The following is a 16,530-nucleotide window of genomic DNA, read 5'->3' as shown; positions in this document are numbered from 1 at the left end:
GGCCCCACCCGAACCGTGCTTCCCCTCCGGAGGATTCGATGGTCAGTTGGCATGCACCTGCCAAAACGCGCCTACTCGCCGCCGCCGCGGCACTGGCCTGCGCCGCCCTCGGCGCAACCGCACTGCCCGCGGCGGCAGCCGCCCCCACCGCCGCCAGGAACCAGATCACCCACCCGGAACTCGACTGGGCCGGCTCCCAGATCGCCCTGCACCAGCCCGCGTCAGCCGGGCGCCTGACCGTCACCCCGAACGTCGCCGGCACCCCGGGACTGGACGTCAGCGGCTACCAGGGCAACGTCAACTGGGCGTCGGTCGCGGCGAACGGCGGCCGCTTCGCGTACGTCAAGGCCACCGAGTCCACGTCGTACGTGAACCCGTACTTCACCCAGCAGTACAACGGGTCCTACAACGCGGGCCTCATCCGCGGCGCCTACCACTTCGCGACGCCCAACACCTCGTCGGGCGCCGCCCAGGCCGACTACTTCCTCGCGCACGGCGGCGGCTGGTCGAAGGACGGCAAGACCCTGCCCGGGATGCTCGACATCGAGTGGAACCCGTACGGCGCCACCTGCTACGGCCTGTCGGCGTCCTCGATGGTCAACTGGATCCTGTCGTTCAGCAACGAGTACCACGCCAGGACCACTCGCTGGGTGACCATCTACACCGCGACGTCGTGGTGGAGCCAGTGCACCGGCAACACCGGCGACTTCTCCTCCACCAACCCGCTGGCGCTGGCCAACTACAACGGCAGCCCCGGCCCGATGCCGTACAACTGGCCCTACCAGACGATCTGGCAGTACGCCGACAGCGGCATCTTCCCCGGTGACCAGGACACCTTCAACGGCGACTACAGCCGCGTCCAGGCGCTGGCCAACGGCTGACCCCGCGGGCGCGCGGCGGCCCCCACCGGCCGCCGCGGCCCCCGGCAGGAACCGGCACCAGGCCCGCAGACCCCGCAGCAGCACCCATCCCCCCTGGAGGCACGCCATGGCCGGTCCCGGCCGTCACCTCACCCGCCGCGGCGTCCTGGCGGCCGGCAGCGGAGCCGCAGCGGCGGCAGCCGTCGGCGCCCTGGGCAGGCCGCGCCGCCCGGCCGAAGGCACCGCGACCGCGCCGGCCGCGTACGCCGCCCCCGCAGCCCTGACCCCGCAGCAGCAGGCTGGGCAGCGGGTCGTCCTGTCCTACTCGGGCACGACCGTCCCCCAGAGCCTGCTCGACCAGATCAGCGCCGGCCAGGCGGCCGGCGTCATCTTCTTCGGTGGCAACATCAGCAGCCTCGCCCAGATCACCTCGGCCGTAGCCCAGTTGCGGCAGGCCAACCAGAGCAGCCCCAACCCGGCGCCCCTGCTGCTGATGACCGACCAGGAGGGCGGGCAGATACGCCGGCTGCCCGGCGCGCCCGTGCAGTCGGCCAAGCAGATCGGCGCCTCCGCCGACCCCGCGGGTGCCGCGGCGACCGCAGGCACCGGCGCGGGCAACCTGCTGCGCAGCGTCGGGATGAACGTCAACCTGGCCCCCGTGCTCGACGTCTACCGCACCGCGGGCGACTTCGAGGACCAGTACGAGCGCTCGTACAGCACCGACCCCGAGGTCGTCTCGGTGTGCGGCAGCTCCTTCATCACCGCCCAGCGGGCCACCGGCGTCGCGGCCACCGCCAAGCACTTCCCCGGCCTCGGCCCCGCGTCCGCCACGCAGAACACCGACCTGCGCCCGGTCACCCTCAGGACGTCGCTGTCCGAGCTGCGCAACATCGACGAGATCCCCTACGTCGCCGCGCTCACCGCGGGCGTGGACCTGGTGATGGTGTCCTGGGCGATCTACTCCCGGCTGGACTCCGCCCACCCGGCGGGCCTGTCCCCGACGGTGGTGCAGAGCGAGCTGCGCGACCGCTTCAGCTTCACCGGCGTCACGGTCACCGACGCGATCAACGCGGGCGCGCTGAGCGCACTGGGCACCCCCGGCCAGAACGCGGTCACCGCGGCGGCCGCCGGCATGGACCTGATTCTGGATGCCTCGCAGGACGTCACCAAGGGCAAGGCCGTCGTCTCGGCGCTGGCCACCGCACTGCAGAACGGCACCCTGGACGCGACGGCCTCGGCCGCGGCCCTCGGCCGGGTCAACGCCCTGCGCAACCGGCTGTTCTGAGCCGCACGCCCCCGCCCGCCGGGCAGGTCACCGCTGGCTCGCGGGCCTGCCGGGCAGCGGGGCGCGGCTGCCCTCGCAGGAGTAGGCGATCTCGACCGCGCCGCCGGGAAGCGCGCGCTGGCTCTCGAAGGCCAGGCCCGCGGCCGGGTCGAGCCCCGGCGTCAGCTGCATGCCGCCGCCGAACAGCAGCGGCAGCACGACCAGTTCGAGCCGGTCGAGGGCGCCCAGCGCGTGGAAGGTGCCGATGGTGCGCGGCCCCCCGATGAGGTGGACGTCGCCGCCGCGGTTGGCCGCGCGGACCGCCTCCAGCAGCCGCACCGGGTCGCTCTCCGTGACGACGTGGTCCGGGGTGCCGGCCGGGCGGTGCGAGGCGAGGACGAAGACGTCGAGGTCCGGCCAGGGCCAGCGGTCGTTGTTCAGGGCCGGTTCGAAGGTCGTGCGCCCCATCAGCGCGGCCTCGCACCCGTCGAGGAACTCGCGGATGCCGTGGCTCTGCCCCGGCACGAAGGCGGGGTCGGCGGTCAGCGCGGGCCACCCGGCGGGCGTCGTCACGTAGCCGTCGGCGCTGGTGCTCATACGGGACTTGATCCTCATGGCTGTCTCCTCCTGCTGGCCAGGACACGGTCTGCCTGCCAGGACACGGTCGGCGGCGGCGACCGTCCCGGTCGCCCCTTCACCCAAGCGTCGAACGGGAAGCCCGTCGATCGACACGCCGCCCGGATCCGCCCGCCGCGGGTTTGGCACACTCCCCGGCATGGAGCTGATCGGGCGGGGACGCGAGGCGGACGTGTACGCGCTGGGCGAGGACCGGGTGCTGCGCAGATTCCGGGACGGCCGCCCCGCCGAGCACGAGGCGCGCGTCATGCGCTGGCTGGGCGCGCAGGGCTATCCGGTGCCCGCGGTGCACGAGGCGGCGGGCACGGACCTGGTCATGGAGCGGCTGCACGGCCCGACGATGAGCGAGGCGCTGCGCCGCAGGCCGTGGCGTGCGGTGCGGTACGGGGCGCTGCTGGGCCGGCTGCACCGGCAACTGCACGCACTGGCCGCGCCCGAGTGGCTGCCCCGGCTGCGGGCGGACGGGCACGGGGCGGACACGCAGGAGGCGGACGGGCAGGGAGCCGCGGTGCTGCACCTGGACCTGCACCCGGACAACGTCATGCTGACCGGCGGCGGCCCGCGGGTCATCGACTGGGCCAACGCGCACGCGGGTCCGCCGGAGGTCGATGTGGCCATGACCTTCGTGATCCTGCGCGGCATCGTGCTGCGCCCGCACGAACGCCTGCTGGTCCGCGGCCTGTTGCGGTCGATGGCGCGCAGCAGCGGCGCGGACCGGCGGGCGGGCATGCCGGCCGCCACGCAGCGGCGGCTCGCCGACCCGAACCTGACCCGCGCGGAGGAGGGTCTCGTACACCGTCTCCAGCGGCGCGGCTGACCCTCGCCGGGGAAGCCCGCGTACGGCTCCGCGCTGCGCCCTGAGCGGCTGCGGTGCCGGATGGGACCCCGAGGTCAGACGCCCTGCGGTCGGTGCCGGGGCGGCGGGAAGCGGCAGCCGATGAGGTGGTGCTGTTTGAAGCCGGTTCACCGCAGGTCGTCCGGGAGTTCACCGCGGAGCGCCAGGTTCGGGGCTATGACTTCACGACCCCTTTCCAGCTCTTCCAGGACACCCGGTCCGACGGCTCCCCGCTCGCCCCTCTCGCGCAGGTCCCGGGCCCCGGCGGCAGCACCACGGAGCTGTCCGGCGAGGGCCACGGCTCCTCGCTGGCCCCCGCCCCCGGCAGGTCGGGCTACTTCTACGGCCTGACCGACCGCGGCCCCAACGCCGACGCCCCCGACGGCAACAAGTCGGAGATGCTGACCTCCTTCGTCCCGCGGATCGGCGAGTTCCGCCTGGTCGGCGGCAAGGCCGAGCTGGTCAGGACAGTGACCTCGAAGGGTCCCAGGAGCCTCGGCGGTGTGAACTACAGCGGCCGCCCGCCGCACGACACCAGCGAGGTGATCGACGACGTCAACGCCACCAACGCAGCCGGCGGCACCCCCGTCCCGGTCGCCAGGGACCCGTACGGCTACGACTCCGAGGGCCTGGTCGCCCAGCCCGACGGCAGCTTCTGGGTCTCCGACGAGTACGGCCCGTACATCACGCACTTCGACGCCGACGGCTACGAGCTGGGCCGGCTGACCCCGTACCGCGACAGCCCGGACAACGCGTACCACAAGGTCATCGGCTACCTGCCGGCCGAACTGGCCAACCGCGCCAAGAACAAGGGCATGGAGGGCCTGACGATCACCCCCGACGGCTCGACCCTGGTCGGCGTCATGCAGTCCGCGCTCCAGCAGCCGGACCTGGGCAAGACCAAGGCGGGCAACGTCGCGCCCACCCGCATCGTCACGGTGAACCTGCGCACCTACAAGACCAGGCAGTACCTCTACCTGCTGGACGACCCGTCGGCGACCGGCGACGCCAACACCGCGCTCGCCGCCCTCACCAAGGGGCCGGCGTCAACGTCGCCCAGAAGCAGCCGTACGTCAACGTCGGCGCCCTGGTCAGCCAGCTCGACCCGACAGGCGCCTTCTTCGCGCACGACAAGGTCGAGGGAGTCGCGACCGCGGACGCGGGCAGGACGCTCTACCTGTCCAACGACGACGACTTCGGCATCGACACCATCGCCGTCGACCCCGACGGCACGTGGACGGTGCACCAGAAGGTGCTGCCGCCCACCGGCGCCACCGACAGCGGCGAGATCCTCAAGGTCGACACGACCAAGCTGCCCGCGGTCCTGAAGACCGTCACGGTGACCGTGCACGTGCGCTGACACCACGGCCCGGACCCGCCGGGGCGCAAATCCGAGCGGACGACAAGCCGAAAACAGGCCGCCGGTAAGTCGGCTCGACAATGCTCGTGCCCTCTCTAGGGGAGGAGATGAGGCGCTGATGCGACCTCTTGCAGCACGACGGATGGCGGTGGCCGCCGCGGCGGCAGCCGCGTTCGCCGGCCTGGGTGCCGGACCGTCGGGACCGGTGGCCCAGGCGGCCGGCCGCCCGGCGGAACTCCGCAGCAACGCACCGGTCAGCGTTGTCGCGAGCGGGCTCAACGGCCCGCGGGGGCTGGTCTGGGGGCCGCACGGCCACCTGCTGGTCGGCGAGGCGGGCACCGTCCCCTCGCTGTGCGACACCAGCAACCCGGCCGCGGTGAACTGCTTCGGCCTGACCGGTTCGATCGCCGACGTCTCGTCGGGCACCCCGGTGCGCATCCGCACCGGGCTCGCCTCGCTGCTCAACGGCGGCGAGATGGTCGGCCCCGACGACCTGGAATACGTCAACGGACACCTGTACGCGCTGGAGCCGGCGTCGCCGGAATTCGTCCCCGCGGACCTGCCGGGCCTCACGCCCGAGCTGGGCGCGACCCTCAGGACGCAGTACGGCGCGCTGCTCGACGTCACCGGCAGGACTCCGAAGGCGCTGGCGAACCCCGGTGACGTCGACTACCAGTGGGCGCCGGACCACGACGGCAACCCGTACGCTCTCGCGGCGAACCCGCGTGGCGGCTTCTACCTGGTCGACGGGGGCTCCAACACCCTGGACTCGATCGACCGCCACGGCAATGTGCAGGTGCTCGCGCTGGTGCCCAACACCCCGGCCGGCGCGAACTCCGTACCCACCTGCCTCGACATCGGCCCGGACGGCGCCGTCTACATCGGCGGGCTCACCGGCTACGGCAGCTCGGCCACCGACGCCAACATCTTCCGGTACGACCCGCACACCGGCGCCCTGACGGTGTGGCAGTCCGGCTTCAGCGCCATCAACGGCTGCGGCTTCGGCGCCAACGGCGACTTCTACGTCACCGAGTTCGACACCATCGGCTTCCCGTCGCCCGACATCCCGCCCACCGGTGCGGTCATCCAGATCGGCCGGGACGGCAAGCGCACCACCCTGGGCGGGGACAAGCTCTTCGCACCCGCGGGCTTCCTGGCCGGCCCGGACGGTTCGATCTACGTCAGCAACTACTCGTCGATGTGGCCCTTCGGCGATCCCACCTACTCGACCTCGGGCCAGGTCGTCAAGATCGGCTGAGACCGGCACCGTTGCGGGCCGCGGCCAGGTGCCCGGCCCGCAGCGGGTTCAGCCCAGCACCGCCCGCAGCCAGGCCGCGGTGAGCGCGAGGTTCGCGGGCGCGTCGAACAGCGGGTCCTCGTGCCCGGCCCCGCCCAGCAGCTCGAAGCGGCTGCTGCCGCCGGCCCGGCTCAGCGCGTCGTGCAGCGCCAGGCCCTCGGCCGGGGGCACGATCCGGTCCCGGTCGCCGTGCGCGATCAGGAAGGGCGGCGCCTGCGCGCTCACCCGCGTCAGCAGGCTCAGCCCGCGCGCCCGCTCGGCCAGGCTCTGCGCACCACCCGCACCACCCGCACCACCCGCACCCAGCAGGTCCGCCTCGAAGTGGAAGGGCAGCAGCCGCGCCTCGACCGCGCTGCGCCCCGCGGTGGCCGCCAGGTCCGCCTGCCCGAACCAGTGCACCACCGCCTGCACCGCGCTCGACCGGTCCAGGTTCCCGCCGACGTCGCCCTCCAGCGCGCTGTCCCCTTCCGACAGCGCCAGCAGCGACCCCAGGTAGGCGCCCGCCGAGGCGCCCCACACCCCGAGCCGCTCGGTGCGCAGCCCCAGCCGCTCCCCGTTGGCCCGCAGCCAGCGCACCGCACCCTTGAGGTCGTGCAGCTGCCGCGGGAAGACCGCGTCGAGGGCGAGGCGGTAGTCGACGGCGACCACGGTCACACCGCAGGCGGCCAGCGGCGCCACCCTCGTGGTCGCGTCGGTCCGCCGGTCGCCGCGCGTCCAGCCGCCGCCGTGCGCGTACACCACGACCGGGGCCGCCGGCTCCGCGCTGCGGTGGATGTCGAGGCGCAGCTGCACCCCGCCGGCGTCCGCGTACAGCAGGTCCGTCTCGACGCTCACCACGTGCAGGCTCCTCCGCAGGCCGGCAGGGACTGGGCTGACGTGATGTCACGTCATGGCCCGGATCCTCCCACAGCCGGCACCAGCTGCACGGCGCCTTCCGCAGCCGCCCGTCGGCCCTGCGTGTGAACTGCGGATGCACATCCGGTGACCGGTTCGGGAAGGCGCTGACCTGCCCGAGGCGCCCGCACACGGTGGCGGGGGCGGACGTTTCGTCAGGGAGGGCCGGGCGGAGGAACCGACCGCAGGGCGCGGCAACCTGCCCTGCTACACACCCGAGGGGCTCAGCCGCTGCCGGCCGCTGTGAGCGGCCACCCGCTCGTGCGGCCCGCGGAAGACCGCGGCCTGCGCGAGCGCCGCGAGGCTGCGGCGGTCGTGCCCCGCCGGGTCGAGCGCGGGGTGCGCGGTGACATGGACGGCCAGGTCGCGGGCGGTGGCGACCCGGCGCATCGACCCGGCGAACGTGCCCTCGCCGACGTAGGCGGGCAGCGTGGTGGGCGCGCCCAGGCTCGTGTAGGCCAGGGTCACCGGGCGTACGGGGGCGCCCGCGTCCAGGGCGGCCTGGAAGGTGGCGCGGCGGAAGGGGCCGCCGGGAACCGAGCACCAGGTGGTGCCCTCGGGGAAGACCACGACCGACTCGCCCGAGCGCAGCAGCGCGGCCAGCTCCCGTACGGTGCCGGGCAGGCCGCGCAGGCCGTCGCGGTCGATGAAGCGCGTCCCGGCCCGCCGCACCAGCGTGCCGACCACCGGCCAGGAGCCGACCTCGCGCTTGGCGAGCAGGGTGGCCGGCTGCACCGCGAGCAGGGCGAGCACGTCGAGCCAGGAGATGTGGTTGGCCACCACGAGGGTGCCGGTGGGCGCGCCCGGCACCGCCAGTTCGCCGCTCGGGGCGTCGAGGCGTATCCCGAGGTCGGCGAGCAGCACCGCGGCCCGCCGCCGTATCTGCTCCCCCGAACCGAGCCTGCCGCCCGCGGCCAGCGCCCCGCCCAGGTGGGCGCCGAAGCCCGCGGCCCGGCGCAGCGTCACCGGCAGCGGTACCCGCGGGGGGCCGCCTGCCAGGCAGGCGGCCGAGCAGGGGGAGACGGCGGCCCAGGGGCTGCCGTTCACCGGTGCGCTGCCGTTCACCGGTCCTCGCCGAGGTAGTAGCGCCGGTAGCGGTCGTTCATCCGCTCCAGGTCGAGCAGGACGAAGAAGTCGGCGTCGCCGAAGTCCCGGTCGTGGGCCGGCGCCCCGCACATCCAGGCGCCGACCCGCAGGTAGCCGCGCAGCAGCGGGGGCAGCAGGGCCGGGCTGGGCGCCCCGGGCAGCGGCTGCCCGCCGGTCCACGGCTCGCGGGGCGTGACGCGGAACTCCCGCGGGCTCGCGTATTTGGTGCTGCCCAGCAGGGCCGCGTTGGCCGCGGCGAGGCCGCCGTCGTCGAGCGGGACGGAGGCGCAGCCGGCGAGGTAGCGGTGGCCGGAGAGCAGGACGTAGCGGGCCAGGCCCGACCACATCAGGTTGATGACGGTGCCGTCGCGGTGGTCCGGGTGGACGCAGGCCCTGCCGGTCTCGACCAGCGAGTCGCGCAGGCCGTCGAGCGCGGCCAGGTCGAACTCGCCGTCGGAGTACAGGCGCGGGGTGCGCCCGGGCGGCAGCAGCCGGTAGGTGCCGACGACCTCGCCCGTACCGCGCTCGCTGACGATCAGGTGGTCGACGTGGGCGTCGAAGTCGTCGATGTCGTGGCCGGGCAGCGGGGTGTGCAGGACCGCGCCCTTCTCCTCGGCGAAGACCTGGTAGCGCAGCCGCTGGGCGGCGCGGACCTCCTCCTGCGTGGAGGCGATGGAGGTGACGTACGAGCGAACGGAAAGAGGCATGGGCATGACAGATCACAACTCCCGTGTGCCGGAGCAGAGGTGGCCGGAAACCGCATGGGGGAACCCGCGCCCATTGATGCCCGCGGCCGGTGCCCGCACGGCCCCCGGCCGCCGTCCACGCGATGGCCGTGCGGTGAATGTCGGAGGTCAGCCGCTACGGCAGGGGCCGGCGGTGCCGCGTGGGGCCGTTCAGCTGCTCGTGCGGGCTGCGCTCACCGGGACACCGGGTCGGTCAGGCGGCGGCGCGGAAGGGGCGGAAGAAGGCGCGCAGCTCGGCCGCGTAGATCTCCGGTTCCTCGAAGGGAGCGAAGTGCCCGCCGCGCGCGGGCTCGGCGACGTACACCGTGTTCGCCGTACGCTCCAGCCACGCGCGCGGCGGGCGGACGATGTCGCCGGGAAAGAGCGAGAAGCCCGAGGGCACCTCGACCCTGCGGGCCAGCTGGGCGGGCGGGATCGCCGCGTTCGCGCGGTACATGCGCATGGACGACGCGATCGTCCCCGTCAGCCAGTAGAGCGTGACGTTCGTGAGGATCTCGTCCCTGGTGTAGCTGCGCTCGACGTCGCCGCCGCAGTCGCTCCACGCCCTGAGCTTCTCCACGATCCACGCGGCAAGACCGGCCGGCGAGTCGGTCAGCCCGACCGCGGCGGTCTGCGGCTTGGTGCGGTGCATGGCCCCGTACGCGCCCTCGGCGGCACCCCAGGCCGCCGCGGTCGCCAGCCAGTCGCGCTCCTCGGGCGCGAGCCCCGCCGGGTCGCCGTCGAAGAACGGCACGCCCGCGTCGGTGCGGTGGACGGCCACCACCCGGCCGGGGTGGTCCAGGCCGAGGTAGCGGCTGACGTGGCTGCCGATGTCGCCGCCCGCCGCGCCGAAGCGCCGGTAGCCGAGCACGTCCATCAGCTCGGCCCACAATCCCGCCACCGCGATCGAGTCCAGCGGCGGCCCGCCCGGGGCGTCGGAGTAGCCGTAGCCCGGCATGTCCGGCACCACCACGTCGAAGGCGTCCGCCGGGTCGGCGCCGTGCGCCCCCGGGTCGGTGAGCAGCGGGACGACCTTGGAGTAGCGCCAGAAGGAGTCCGGCCAGCCGTGGCTGAGGACCAGCGGAAGCGCACTGCCGGCCGGTGCGGCGGCCCGCACATGGGCGAAGTGGACGCCCAGGCCGCCGAGTCGGACCCGGAAGCGCGGGATACGGGCCAGCGCCGCTTCCTGCGCGGGCCAGTCGAAGCCGTCGGCCCAGTAGGCGGCCAGGTCCCTGAGGTAGCCGAGGTCGGCGCCGAGCGACCACCCGGCGTCCGCGGGCTCGTCCGGCCAGCGCGTCGCCCGCAGCCGTGCGCGCAGGTCCTCGATCTGCGCGGGCGGCGTCCGCGCGGTGAACGGCTCGGGGCGGGGCGCGGCGTCCGGCATGCGCCTCACCCTACAAGCGCGCCCGCCCGCTCACCGGGTGGCGTGCCGCTGCAGCAGGTCGTCGACGCCCTGCAGGAAGGTCTCGGTGACCAGGGCGGGGTCCGACAGGCAGCCCGACGCCATGGCGCCGTCCCTGAGCATGACGAAGTGCCGCCCGGCCGCGCCGGCGTCCGCGCACCCGGCCTGCGCCAGCAGCTCGGTGGAGGTCTCGAGGAACCACTGCCGGTGCGCCAGCACGGCCTGGTGCACGGGGTGCGCCAGGTCCGGGTACTCGGCCGCCGCGTTCAGGAAGGCGCAGCCGCGGAAGCCGGTGGAGCGTATACCGTCGGCGATGGACCGGGCGACCGCACGTACGGTGTCGCCCGCCGCCAGCTCCTGCGCCCGCACCGCCGCGACCTGGCCGCGGATGGCGCGGTCGGCCAGCTGGAGGTAGGCCAGGATCAGGTCCTCCTTGCCGGTGAAGTGCCGGTAGAGGGTGGCGCGGGTGACCTGGGCCTCGGCGATGATCCGGTCCACGCCGACGGAGTGGATGCCCTCGGCGTAGAAGATCCGGGTCGCGGCGTCGAGCAGCCGCGCCCGCGCCTCCGAGGTGCTGCGGCCCTCGCTCTCCGTGCTGGTGCTCATGGTGCAAAGGGTAGCAGCGAGAGAGGGAGAACGTTCGGTCTTGACAAGGCGGCGGGCGGGGCCGTTGACTGGGCACCAGCTCGACTAGACCGAACGTTCTCCCTCCTCTCGAAAGGATCCGCCATGGCCACCTCCGTCGCCACCCCCGCCCCCGTCACCCCGCCCGCGGCGACACTGCGCCCCCTGTACTTCCTGCGCTTCGGCTTCGCAGCCGTGTGGGCGGCCCTGCTCCTCGCCTCCGGCGACGGCCTCGGCCCGCTCAGCCGGACCCTGCTGGTGCTCTACCCCGTCTTCGACGTGGCCTGCGCGATCGTCGATCTCAGGTCCACCCGCGCATCCCGCGGCCCGGCACGCGCCCTCTACGCGAACATCGCCCTCAGCACCCTCACGACGGCCGGCCTGCTCGCCGCCGTCTTCTCCGGCACCCCCGCCGTCCTGCGCGTCTGGGCCGCCTGGGCCGTCACGGCCGGCCTCGCCCAACTCCTCGTCGCCCTCCAGCGCCGCACCCTCCCGGGCCAGTGGCCGATGATCGCCAGCGGCGCGATCTCCACCCTGGCCGGCGCCTCCTTCGCGGCCCAGTCCACGAAGACCTCCCCCTCCCTCCACCCCTTGGCGGGCTACGCCTTCCTCGGCGGCGTCTTCTTCCTGACCTCCGCCCTCCGCCTCCGCCGCACCCCGGGCAACTGACCACCCGGAACCCCGCCCTTCCGCCCGGTGAGGCATCCTCGCCGGTGGGACGAACATTCGTTTTACGATGGGCCATGCCCAAGGTCAGTGAAGAGCACCGTGAAGCGCGGCGGCGGCAGATTCTGGATGCCGCGTGGGTGTGCTTCGCGCGCAACGGGTTCCACAAGACGTCGATGCCGGACGTCTTCGCCGAGGCCGGGCTGTCGGCCGGGGCGGTCTACCGGTACTTCCCCGGGAAGGAAGCGCTCATCACCGCCATCGCGGAGGTGTCGACGCAGCAGCTGATCGACCTGCTGGACGCGCGGCTGGCCGCGGACGTGCTGCCGCCGCCGGAGGAGTTGCTGCCGGCGATCGTGGAGGACCTGCCGGCGACAGGGGGTACGGATCCGGCGGCGCTGGCGCCGCAGGTGTGGTCGGAGACGATGCGGGACCCGCGGCTGGCCGCGGCTGTCGCCGGGATGCTGGGGGACGTGCACCTGCGGCTCACCGAGTTGTGCCGGCGTTACCAGGCGGCGGGGGTGCTCGACCCGGGGCTCGACCCGGGCGACACCGCCCGGGTCGTGATCGCGCTGATCCAGGGCTGGATCATCCAGTGGAACACCATGGGCCTGGCCGCCCACCAGCAGATCACCGCCGGGGTGCGCGCCCTGCTGGCCCGGCCGCGGAACGCAGGGCAGTCAGGGCAGGACGGCTGAGGTCCTTGCCGCCCTCGGCGACGAGGTGGTCGCCGGTGTCGGCGGGGGTGGCGCGTCCGGCGGCGACCGCCGCCAGGCCGAGCATGCTCCACACGGCGAGCACCGCCAGCGGGCCGCCGGAGCCGTGGCCGTCGAAGTAGGCGGTGCCGCGCAGCAGGTTCGCCCCGGCGCCCGGGGGCAGGTAGCGGCCGAGGTCGCCCACCGGGGCGGGCAGCAGCTCGGGCGCCGAGGTGCTGCCGGAGAAGGGGTTGCCCAGGAAGACCATCGTGACCGCGCCCACTCCGAGCCCGGCCCGGCCGAGCAGGGTGACCAGGCCGGCGACGGGCGCCGAGACGGCCAGCACGGTGAGGGCCAGGCCCGCCCAGGTGGCCAGGTGGTCGTGCGGCAGGGCGCCGAGGAAGCCCTGGGCGACCAGGTAGGCGGCCAGGCCGCCGGCCGCGGAGGCGGTGAGCAGGGCGAGCAGCCGGCGCCTGCCCGGCCTGACGGTGCCGGACATGGTCACGACCAGGGCGACCAGGACGCCGCAGATGGTCAGCGGCAGCAGCGCCGAGCTGAAGACCAGGCCGCGCGGGTCGTGTGCGGACACCGGGACGACGTCCACCGTCCGCACCGCGGCATGCGGGCCCGCATGGGCGGCCAGCTTGCCGCCCGCCGTGGCGAGCAGCTGGGCCACGGTGGGACCTGCCGCACCGGCCTGCAGGACGGTGACGCCGCCGGGGCCGACGGCGAAGGCTCCGTAGACGTCGCGGTGCTCGATCGCGGCCTCGGCCGCGGCCTGGTCGCGGTAGCGGTGGACGTCGAAGCCGCCGGGCGCGGCTTGACCGAGCTCTTCGGTGACGCTGCGGGCGGCGGCTTCGGCGGCGACGACACCGACGGGCACGTGCCGGGGTGCGACCCGCGCCGCGGGCCATGCGTAGGCCAGTACGGCGAGGGCGATCACCAGCGGCAGGCCCACGGCGGTGACGACGGCCTGCCGCCACGGCAGGGCGGTCAACGGCTTGCTCACGGTCACGCCTCCCACTCCAAATAAGCGAATGATCATTCTTCTTTATGGACGAGAGTAGGCCAGGCGGCGTCCCATCGTCAAGACGAATGTTCGTTTTCCATGACACATACCCGGCGCACAAGCCCCCGACGGCCGCTTTGCGCCACCCCCCGCGTGTGCACGAGAACGTGCCGCATGTTCGTTTTACGGTTATCCGATGGGATACGTGACATGGTGGGCCGTCGTCTCGTCCGGAGCCGCACCCGTCCTGCTGATCGGCGGTTCCACGACCGCCACGGTGCTGGAGGGTCCCAGCTACAACCCCGTCCGCCAGACCATCAGCGTGCTCGCCGCGGGCGGCCCCTCCGGCTACTGGACCCTGACCCTGATGCTCGTCGCCCTCGGCGTGTGCCACCTGGCGACCGCCTGCGGGCTGCGGGCCGCCTCGCTCGCCGGGCGGCTGGCGCTCGGCGCCGGCGGCATCTCGGCCATGGTGCTCGCGCTCTTCCCCGCGCCGAGGACCGGCGGCTCCTTCTCGCACGGCACGGTCGTCGCCATCGGCTTCACCCTGCTGGCGCTGTGGCCGGTACTGGCCTCTGACCGCAGGGCCGTCGCACCCTGGGGGCTGCGCCCCGTCCCGTCCCTGACGGCGACCGGGCTGATGGTGCTGGGCGCCGGGTGGTTCCTGACCGAGCTGGCGGTGCACGGGGCCGCGGGCGTCGCCGAGCGCGTGGTGACGGTGCTGCAGTCGATCTGGCCGGTGGTGGTCGTCGTCTCCTGCCTGCGGCACGCCCGCCGGGCGTGACCCCGAGGCCCACGGCCGCGCACACCGGTCAGCTTTCGAGAAGCGCAGGTCACGACCTGCCGCTTAGCGTCGTTCCATGACCTCCATCGCATCAGTCACCCTCGAAGCCGACGACCCGGCGGCCGCCGCCGACTTCTACGCGACCGCCTTCCGGCTGGACACCCAGGTGCGGGTGCAGGCCGCGAAGGAGCCCTCCACGGGCTTCCGCGGCTACACGCTGTCGCTGACGGTGGCCCAGCCGGCCACCGTCCACAGCTTCTTCGACGCCGCGGTCAAGGGCGGCGCCACCCCGGTCAAGCCGGTGCACAAGTCGCTGTGGGGCTGGGGCGGCGTCGTGCAGGCGCCCGACGGGGCGCTGTGGAAGGTGGCGACCTCGGCGAAGAAGGACACCGGTCCCGACACCGGGTCCTTCGACCAGCTCGTCCTGCTGCTCGGCGTCGCGGACATGGCCGCCACCAAGGACTTCTACGTGGCGCACGGCCTGACGGTGGGCCGCAGCTTCGCGCGCAAGTACGCCGAGTTCGCGATGCCGTCGAGCCCGGTGAAGCTGGCGCTGTACGGGCGCAAGGCACTGGCCAAGGACGCGGGCGTGGCGCCCGACGGCACCGGCTCGCACCGCCTGACGATCCACGCGGAGAACGGGCCCTTCACCGACCCGGACGGCTTCGTGTGGGAGAAGCCGTGACGGTCCCGGCCACCGGACACGGGGCTGCCCTGGCCTGATCCAACGTTGGAAACAACATATCCGGACATCGTCAGGCGCCTCGTAAAAATGAAAGCAACAAATATTGACGCAAACAATCAGCGCGCGTACGTTCCGTCGCAGCCGTCGGCCGCAGTGCCCCAACCGCACCGCACCGCCGGTGAGTTCTGGCTCCCACCCCCCACCAAGGAGCACTCATGCGCAGAACGAGATCCGCTGCCGCGCGCCACCGCAGGGCGCTGCTGTCCGCACTGGCGACCCTCGGGCTGCTGCTCGCCGCGTTCCTGAGCCTGCCCGGCTCGACGGCGCAGGCGGCGGGCACCCTGCCCTGTGACATCTACGGCTCGGCCGGCACCCCGTGCGTGGCCGCGCACAGCACCACCCGCGCGCTCTTCTCCGGCTACAACGGCCCCCTCTACCAGGTCACCCGCGCCTCGAACGGCGCAACGGCCGACATCGGGCTGCTCTCCCAGGGCGGCTACGCGAACGCCGCGGCGCAGGACTCCTTCTGCGCGGACACCACCTGCCGGATCACCAAGGTCTACGACCAGACCTCGCGCCACAACGACCTGTTCATCGGCCCCGCGGGCACCGCGGGCGGCGCCGACCGCGGCGCGGACGCAGCCGAGCTGTCGGTGACGGCCGGCGGGCACAAGGTGTACGGGATCTGGGTCTCGCCCGGCGTCGGCTACCGCTCGCACGGGGCCGCGTCCGGCACCGCGGTCAACGGGCAGGCCGAGGGCGCCTACATGGTCGCCAGCGGCACCCACGTCGGCTCCGACTGCTGCTTCGACTACGGCAACGCCGAGGCCACCCCCGCCGACACCGGCAACGGCCACATGGACGCCGTGAGCATCGCCACCACCTGCTACTTCGCGCCCTGCAACGGCACCGGTCCGTGGGTCGAGGCGGACATGGAGAACGGCATGTTCCAGGGCGACAACGGGTCCAACACCGCCAACGCCGGCAACAAGAGCGCGTTCGTCACCGCGGTGCTCAAGAACGACGGGCAGACGACGTACGCCATCAAGGGCGGCAACTCGCAGTCCGGGTCCCTGAGCACCTGGTGGAACGGCGGGCTGCCGACCCGCGGCGGCTACCGTCCCATGCACCAGGAGGGCGGCATCATCCTGGGCACCGGCGGCGACAACAGCAACCGCAACCGGGGCACCTTCTTCGAGGGCGTCATGGTCGCCGGCTACCCGACCGACGCGGCCGAGAACGCCGTCCAGGCCGACATCGTCTCGGTGGGCTACTCCGGTGAGACGAACGTGCCCAACGGCCCGCAGGGCACCATCACGGGACCCGGCGGCAAGTGCGTCGACGTCGCCGCCGACGACACCGGCGGCAACGGGTCGGCCGTGCAGCTGTGGGACTGCCAGAACTGGGCCGAGGACCAGTTCTGGCACCACCACACCAACGGCTCGCTGTCCACGATCGGCCGCTGCATGGACATCGAGGGCAACGGCACCGCCAACGGCGCCAAGGTCGAGCTGTGGGACTGCAACGGCGTCGGCGGCCAGGTCTTCAACCAGCGCTCCGACGGCTCGCTGTTCAACCCGCAGTCGGGCCGCTGCCTCGACTCCCCCAGCGGGGCCACCGCCAACGGCACCCGGCTGCAGATCTGGGACTGCAACGGGTCCGCGGCGCAGAAGTTCACCCTGCACTGACCCGCGGCGTGACGAAGGGG

General features: G+C 73.5%; 17 protein-coding genes. 10 read left to right on the top strand and 7 right to left on the bottom strand.

The annotated features are described in order from the left end of the window. The first annotated feature begins 38 nt into the window (after positions 1-38). Positions 39-881 carry a lysozyme gene (locus tag JT723_RS08360; protein ID WP_205043843.1) on the top strand — a complete coding sequence of 281 codons (843 nt, stop codon included), beginning with the start codon at positions 39-41 and terminating at the stop codon, positions 879-881. 106 nt (positions 882-987) lie between these two features. Beyond that, positions 988-2,145, top strand: a complete 1,158-nt coding sequence (locus JT723_RS08355; RefSeq protein ID WP_205043842.1) for a glycoside hydrolase family 3 N-terminal domain-containing protein — start codon at positions 988-990, stop codon at positions 2,143-2,145. A gap of 27 nt (positions 2,146-2,172) precedes the next feature. Here JT723_RS08355 and JT723_RS08350 read toward each other — a convergent pair whose 3' ends face one another. After that, positions 2,173-2,739, bottom strand: coding sequence for a dihydrofolate reductase family protein (locus JT723_RS08350; protein WP_205043841.1), 567 nt, complete (start codon positions 2,737-2,739; stop codon positions 2,173-2,175). Between the two features lie 160 nt (positions 2,740-2,899). Here JT723_RS08350 and JT723_RS08345 point away from each other — a divergent pair, with 160 nt between their 5' ends. The 3 genes from JT723_RS08345 to JT723_RS08335 all read left to right on the top strand — a co-directional run bounded on the left by JT723_RS08345 (position 2,900) and on the right by JT723_RS08335 (position 6,213). After that, positions 2,900-3,577 (top strand): phosphotransferase, encoded by a 678-nt coding sequence (locus tag JT723_RS08345; protein WP_205043840.1) that lies wholly within the window; start codon positions 2,900-2,902, stop codon positions 3,575-3,577. A 128-nt stretch (positions 3,578-3,705) separates the two neighbouring features. Beyond that, positions 3,706-4,923, top strand: coding sequence for an esterase-like activity of phytase family protein (locus tag JT723_RS08340; protein ID WP_205043839.1), 1,218 nt, complete (start codon positions 3,706-3,708; stop codon positions 4,921-4,923). Positions 4,924-5,073: 150 nt separating this feature from the next. Then, the gene (locus JT723_RS08335) at positions 5,074-6,213 is read left to right on the top strand and encodes a ScyD/ScyE family protein (protein ID WP_205043838.1); all 1,140 of its coding nucleotides are present in this window, start codon (positions 5,074-5,076) and stop codon (positions 6,211-6,213) included. A gap of 48 nt (positions 6,214-6,261) precedes the next feature. Here the strand turns inward: JT723_RS08335 and JT723_RS08330 are convergent, their stop codons facing one another. The 5 genes from JT723_RS08330 to JT723_RS08310 form a co-directional block, all read right to left on the bottom strand. Next, positions 6,262-7,086, bottom strand: coding sequence for an alpha/beta hydrolase (locus JT723_RS08330; protein ID WP_205043837.1), 825 nt, complete (start codon positions 7,084-7,086; stop codon positions 6,262-6,264). A gap of 267 nt (positions 7,087-7,353) precedes the next feature. Next, positions 7,354-8,211, bottom strand: a complete 858-nt coding sequence (locus tag JT723_RS08325; RefSeq protein ID WP_251513255.1) for a lysophospholipid acyltransferase family protein — start codon at positions 8,209-8,211, stop codon at positions 7,354-7,356. After that, positions 8,208-8,945, bottom strand: a complete 738-nt coding sequence (locus JT723_RS08320) for a GNAT family N-acetyltransferase (RefSeq protein WP_205043836.1) — start codon at positions 8,943-8,945, stop codon at positions 8,208-8,210. The genes JT723_RS08325 and JT723_RS08320 overlap by 4 nt, the downstream gene beginning before the upstream one ends. Before the next feature lie 226 nt (positions 8,946-9,171). Beyond that, positions 9,172-10,341, bottom strand: coding sequence for an epoxide hydrolase family protein (locus tag JT723_RS08315; RefSeq protein WP_205043835.1), 1,170 nt, complete (start codon positions 10,339-10,341; stop codon positions 9,172-9,174). A gap of 30 nt (positions 10,342-10,371) precedes the next feature. Continuing rightward, entirely contained in the window at positions 10,372-10,965 is a 594-nt protein-coding gene (locus JT723_RS08310) for a TetR/AcrR family transcriptional regulator (RefSeq protein WP_205043834.1), read from the bottom strand. A gap of 123 nt (positions 10,966-11,088) precedes the next feature. Between JT723_RS08310 and JT723_RS08305 the strand changes: the two genes are divergently transcribed. Continuing rightward, positions 11,089-11,652 carry a hypothetical protein gene (locus tag JT723_RS08305; RefSeq protein ID WP_205043833.1) on the top strand — a complete coding sequence of 188 codons (564 nt, stop codon included), beginning with the start codon at positions 11,089-11,091 and terminating at the stop codon, positions 11,650-11,652. Positions 11,653-11,726: 74 nt separating this feature from the next. Next, positions 11,727-12,347 (top strand): TetR/AcrR family transcriptional regulator, encoded by a 621-nt coding sequence (locus JT723_RS08300; RefSeq protein WP_205043832.1) that lies wholly within the window; start codon positions 11,727-11,729, stop codon positions 12,345-12,347. Here the strand turns inward: JT723_RS08300 and JT723_RS08295 are convergent. Further along, positions 12,280-13,353 (bottom strand): ABC transporter permease, encoded by a 1,074-nt coding sequence (locus JT723_RS08295; protein WP_205043831.1) that lies wholly within the window; start codon positions 13,351-13,353, stop codon positions 12,280-12,282. The two genes, JT723_RS08300 and JT723_RS08295, sit on opposite strands and share 68 nt — an antisense overlap. A gap of 196 nt (positions 13,354-13,549) precedes the next feature. Here JT723_RS08295 and JT723_RS08290 point away from each other — a divergent pair, with 196 nt between their 5' ends. The 3 genes from JT723_RS08290 (at position 13,550) to JT723_RS08280 (ending at position 16,510) form a co-directional block, all read left to right on the top strand. Continuing rightward, a complete protein-coding gene (locus JT723_RS08290; RefSeq protein ID WP_205043830.1) occupies positions 13,550-14,137 on the top strand; it encodes a DUF998 domain-containing protein in 588 nt (195 codons plus the stop codon). A 76-nt stretch (positions 14,138-14,213) separates the two neighbouring features. Then, positions 14,214-14,822, top strand: a complete 609-nt coding sequence (locus JT723_RS08285) for a VOC family protein (protein WP_205043829.1) — start codon at positions 14,214-14,216, stop codon at positions 14,820-14,822. Between the two features lie 215 nt (positions 14,823-15,037). Continuing rightward, on the top strand, positions 15,038-16,510 hold the full coding sequence (locus tag JT723_RS08280) for an arabinofuranosidase catalytic domain-containing protein (RefSeq protein WP_240165263.1): 1,473 nt from the start codon (positions 15,038-15,040) through the stop codon (positions 16,508-16,510). Positions 16,511-16,530: the final 20 nt, after the last annotated feature.

This window comes from Actinacidiphila bryophytorum, assembly GCF_016916835.1.
Taxonomy (GTDB): domain Bacteria; phylum Actinomycetota; class Actinomycetes; order Streptomycetales; family Streptomycetaceae; genus Actinacidiphila; species Actinacidiphila bryophytorum.
This window is presented reverse-complemented; position numbering and strand designations above follow the sequence as displayed.

Excerpts from the sequence above, each read along its gene's own strand:
- JT723_RS08360 (WP_205043843.1), top strand. The coding sequence starts at position 39 with ATGGTCAGTTGGCATGCACCTGCCAAAACGCGCCTACTCGCCGCCGCC.
- JT723_RS08355 (WP_205043842.1), top strand. The coding sequence starts at position 988 with ATGGCCGGTCCCGGCCGTCACCTCACCCGCCGCGGCGTCCTGGCGGCC.
- JT723_RS08350 (WP_205043841.1), bottom strand. The coding sequence starts at position 2,739 with ATGAGGATCAAGTCCCGTATGAGCACCAGCGCCGACGGCTACGTGACG.
- JT723_RS08345 (WP_205043840.1), top strand. The coding sequence starts at position 2,900 with ATGGAGCTGATCGGGCGGGGACGCGAGGCGGACGTGTACGCGCTGGGC.
- JT723_RS08335 (WP_205043838.1), top strand. The coding sequence starts at position 5,074 with ATGCGACCTCTTGCAGCACGACGGATGGCGGTGGCCGCCGCGGCGGCA.
- JT723_RS08320 (WP_205043836.1), bottom strand. The coding sequence starts at position 8,945 with ATGCCCATGCCTCTTTCCGTTCGCTCGTACGTCACCTCCATCGCCTCC.
- JT723_RS08315 (WP_205043835.1), bottom strand. The coding sequence starts at position 10,341 with ATGCCGGACGCCGCGCCCCGCCCCGAGCCGTTCACCGCGCGGACGCCG.
- JT723_RS08310 (WP_205043834.1), bottom strand. The coding sequence starts at position 10,965 with ATGAGCACCAGCACGGAGAGCGAGGGCCGCAGCACCTCGGAGGCGCGG.
- JT723_RS08305 (WP_205043833.1), top strand. The coding sequence starts at position 11,089 with ATGGCCACCTCCGTCGCCACCCCCGCCCCCGTCACCCCGCCCGCGGCG.
- JT723_RS08300 (WP_205043832.1), top strand. The coding sequence starts at position 11,727 with ATGCCCAAGGTCAGTGAAGAGCACCGTGAAGCGCGGCGGCGGCAGATT.
- JT723_RS08290 (WP_205043830.1), top strand. The coding sequence starts at position 13,550 with ATGGGATACGTGACATGGTGGGCCGTCGTCTCGTCCGGAGCCGCACCC.
- JT723_RS08285 (WP_205043829.1), top strand. The coding sequence starts at position 14,214 with ATGACCTCCATCGCATCAGTCACCCTCGAAGCCGACGACCCGGCGGCC.
- JT723_RS08280 (WP_240165263.1), top strand. The coding sequence starts at position 15,038 with ATGCGCAGAACGAGATCCGCTGCCGCGCGCCACCGCAGGGCGCTGCTG.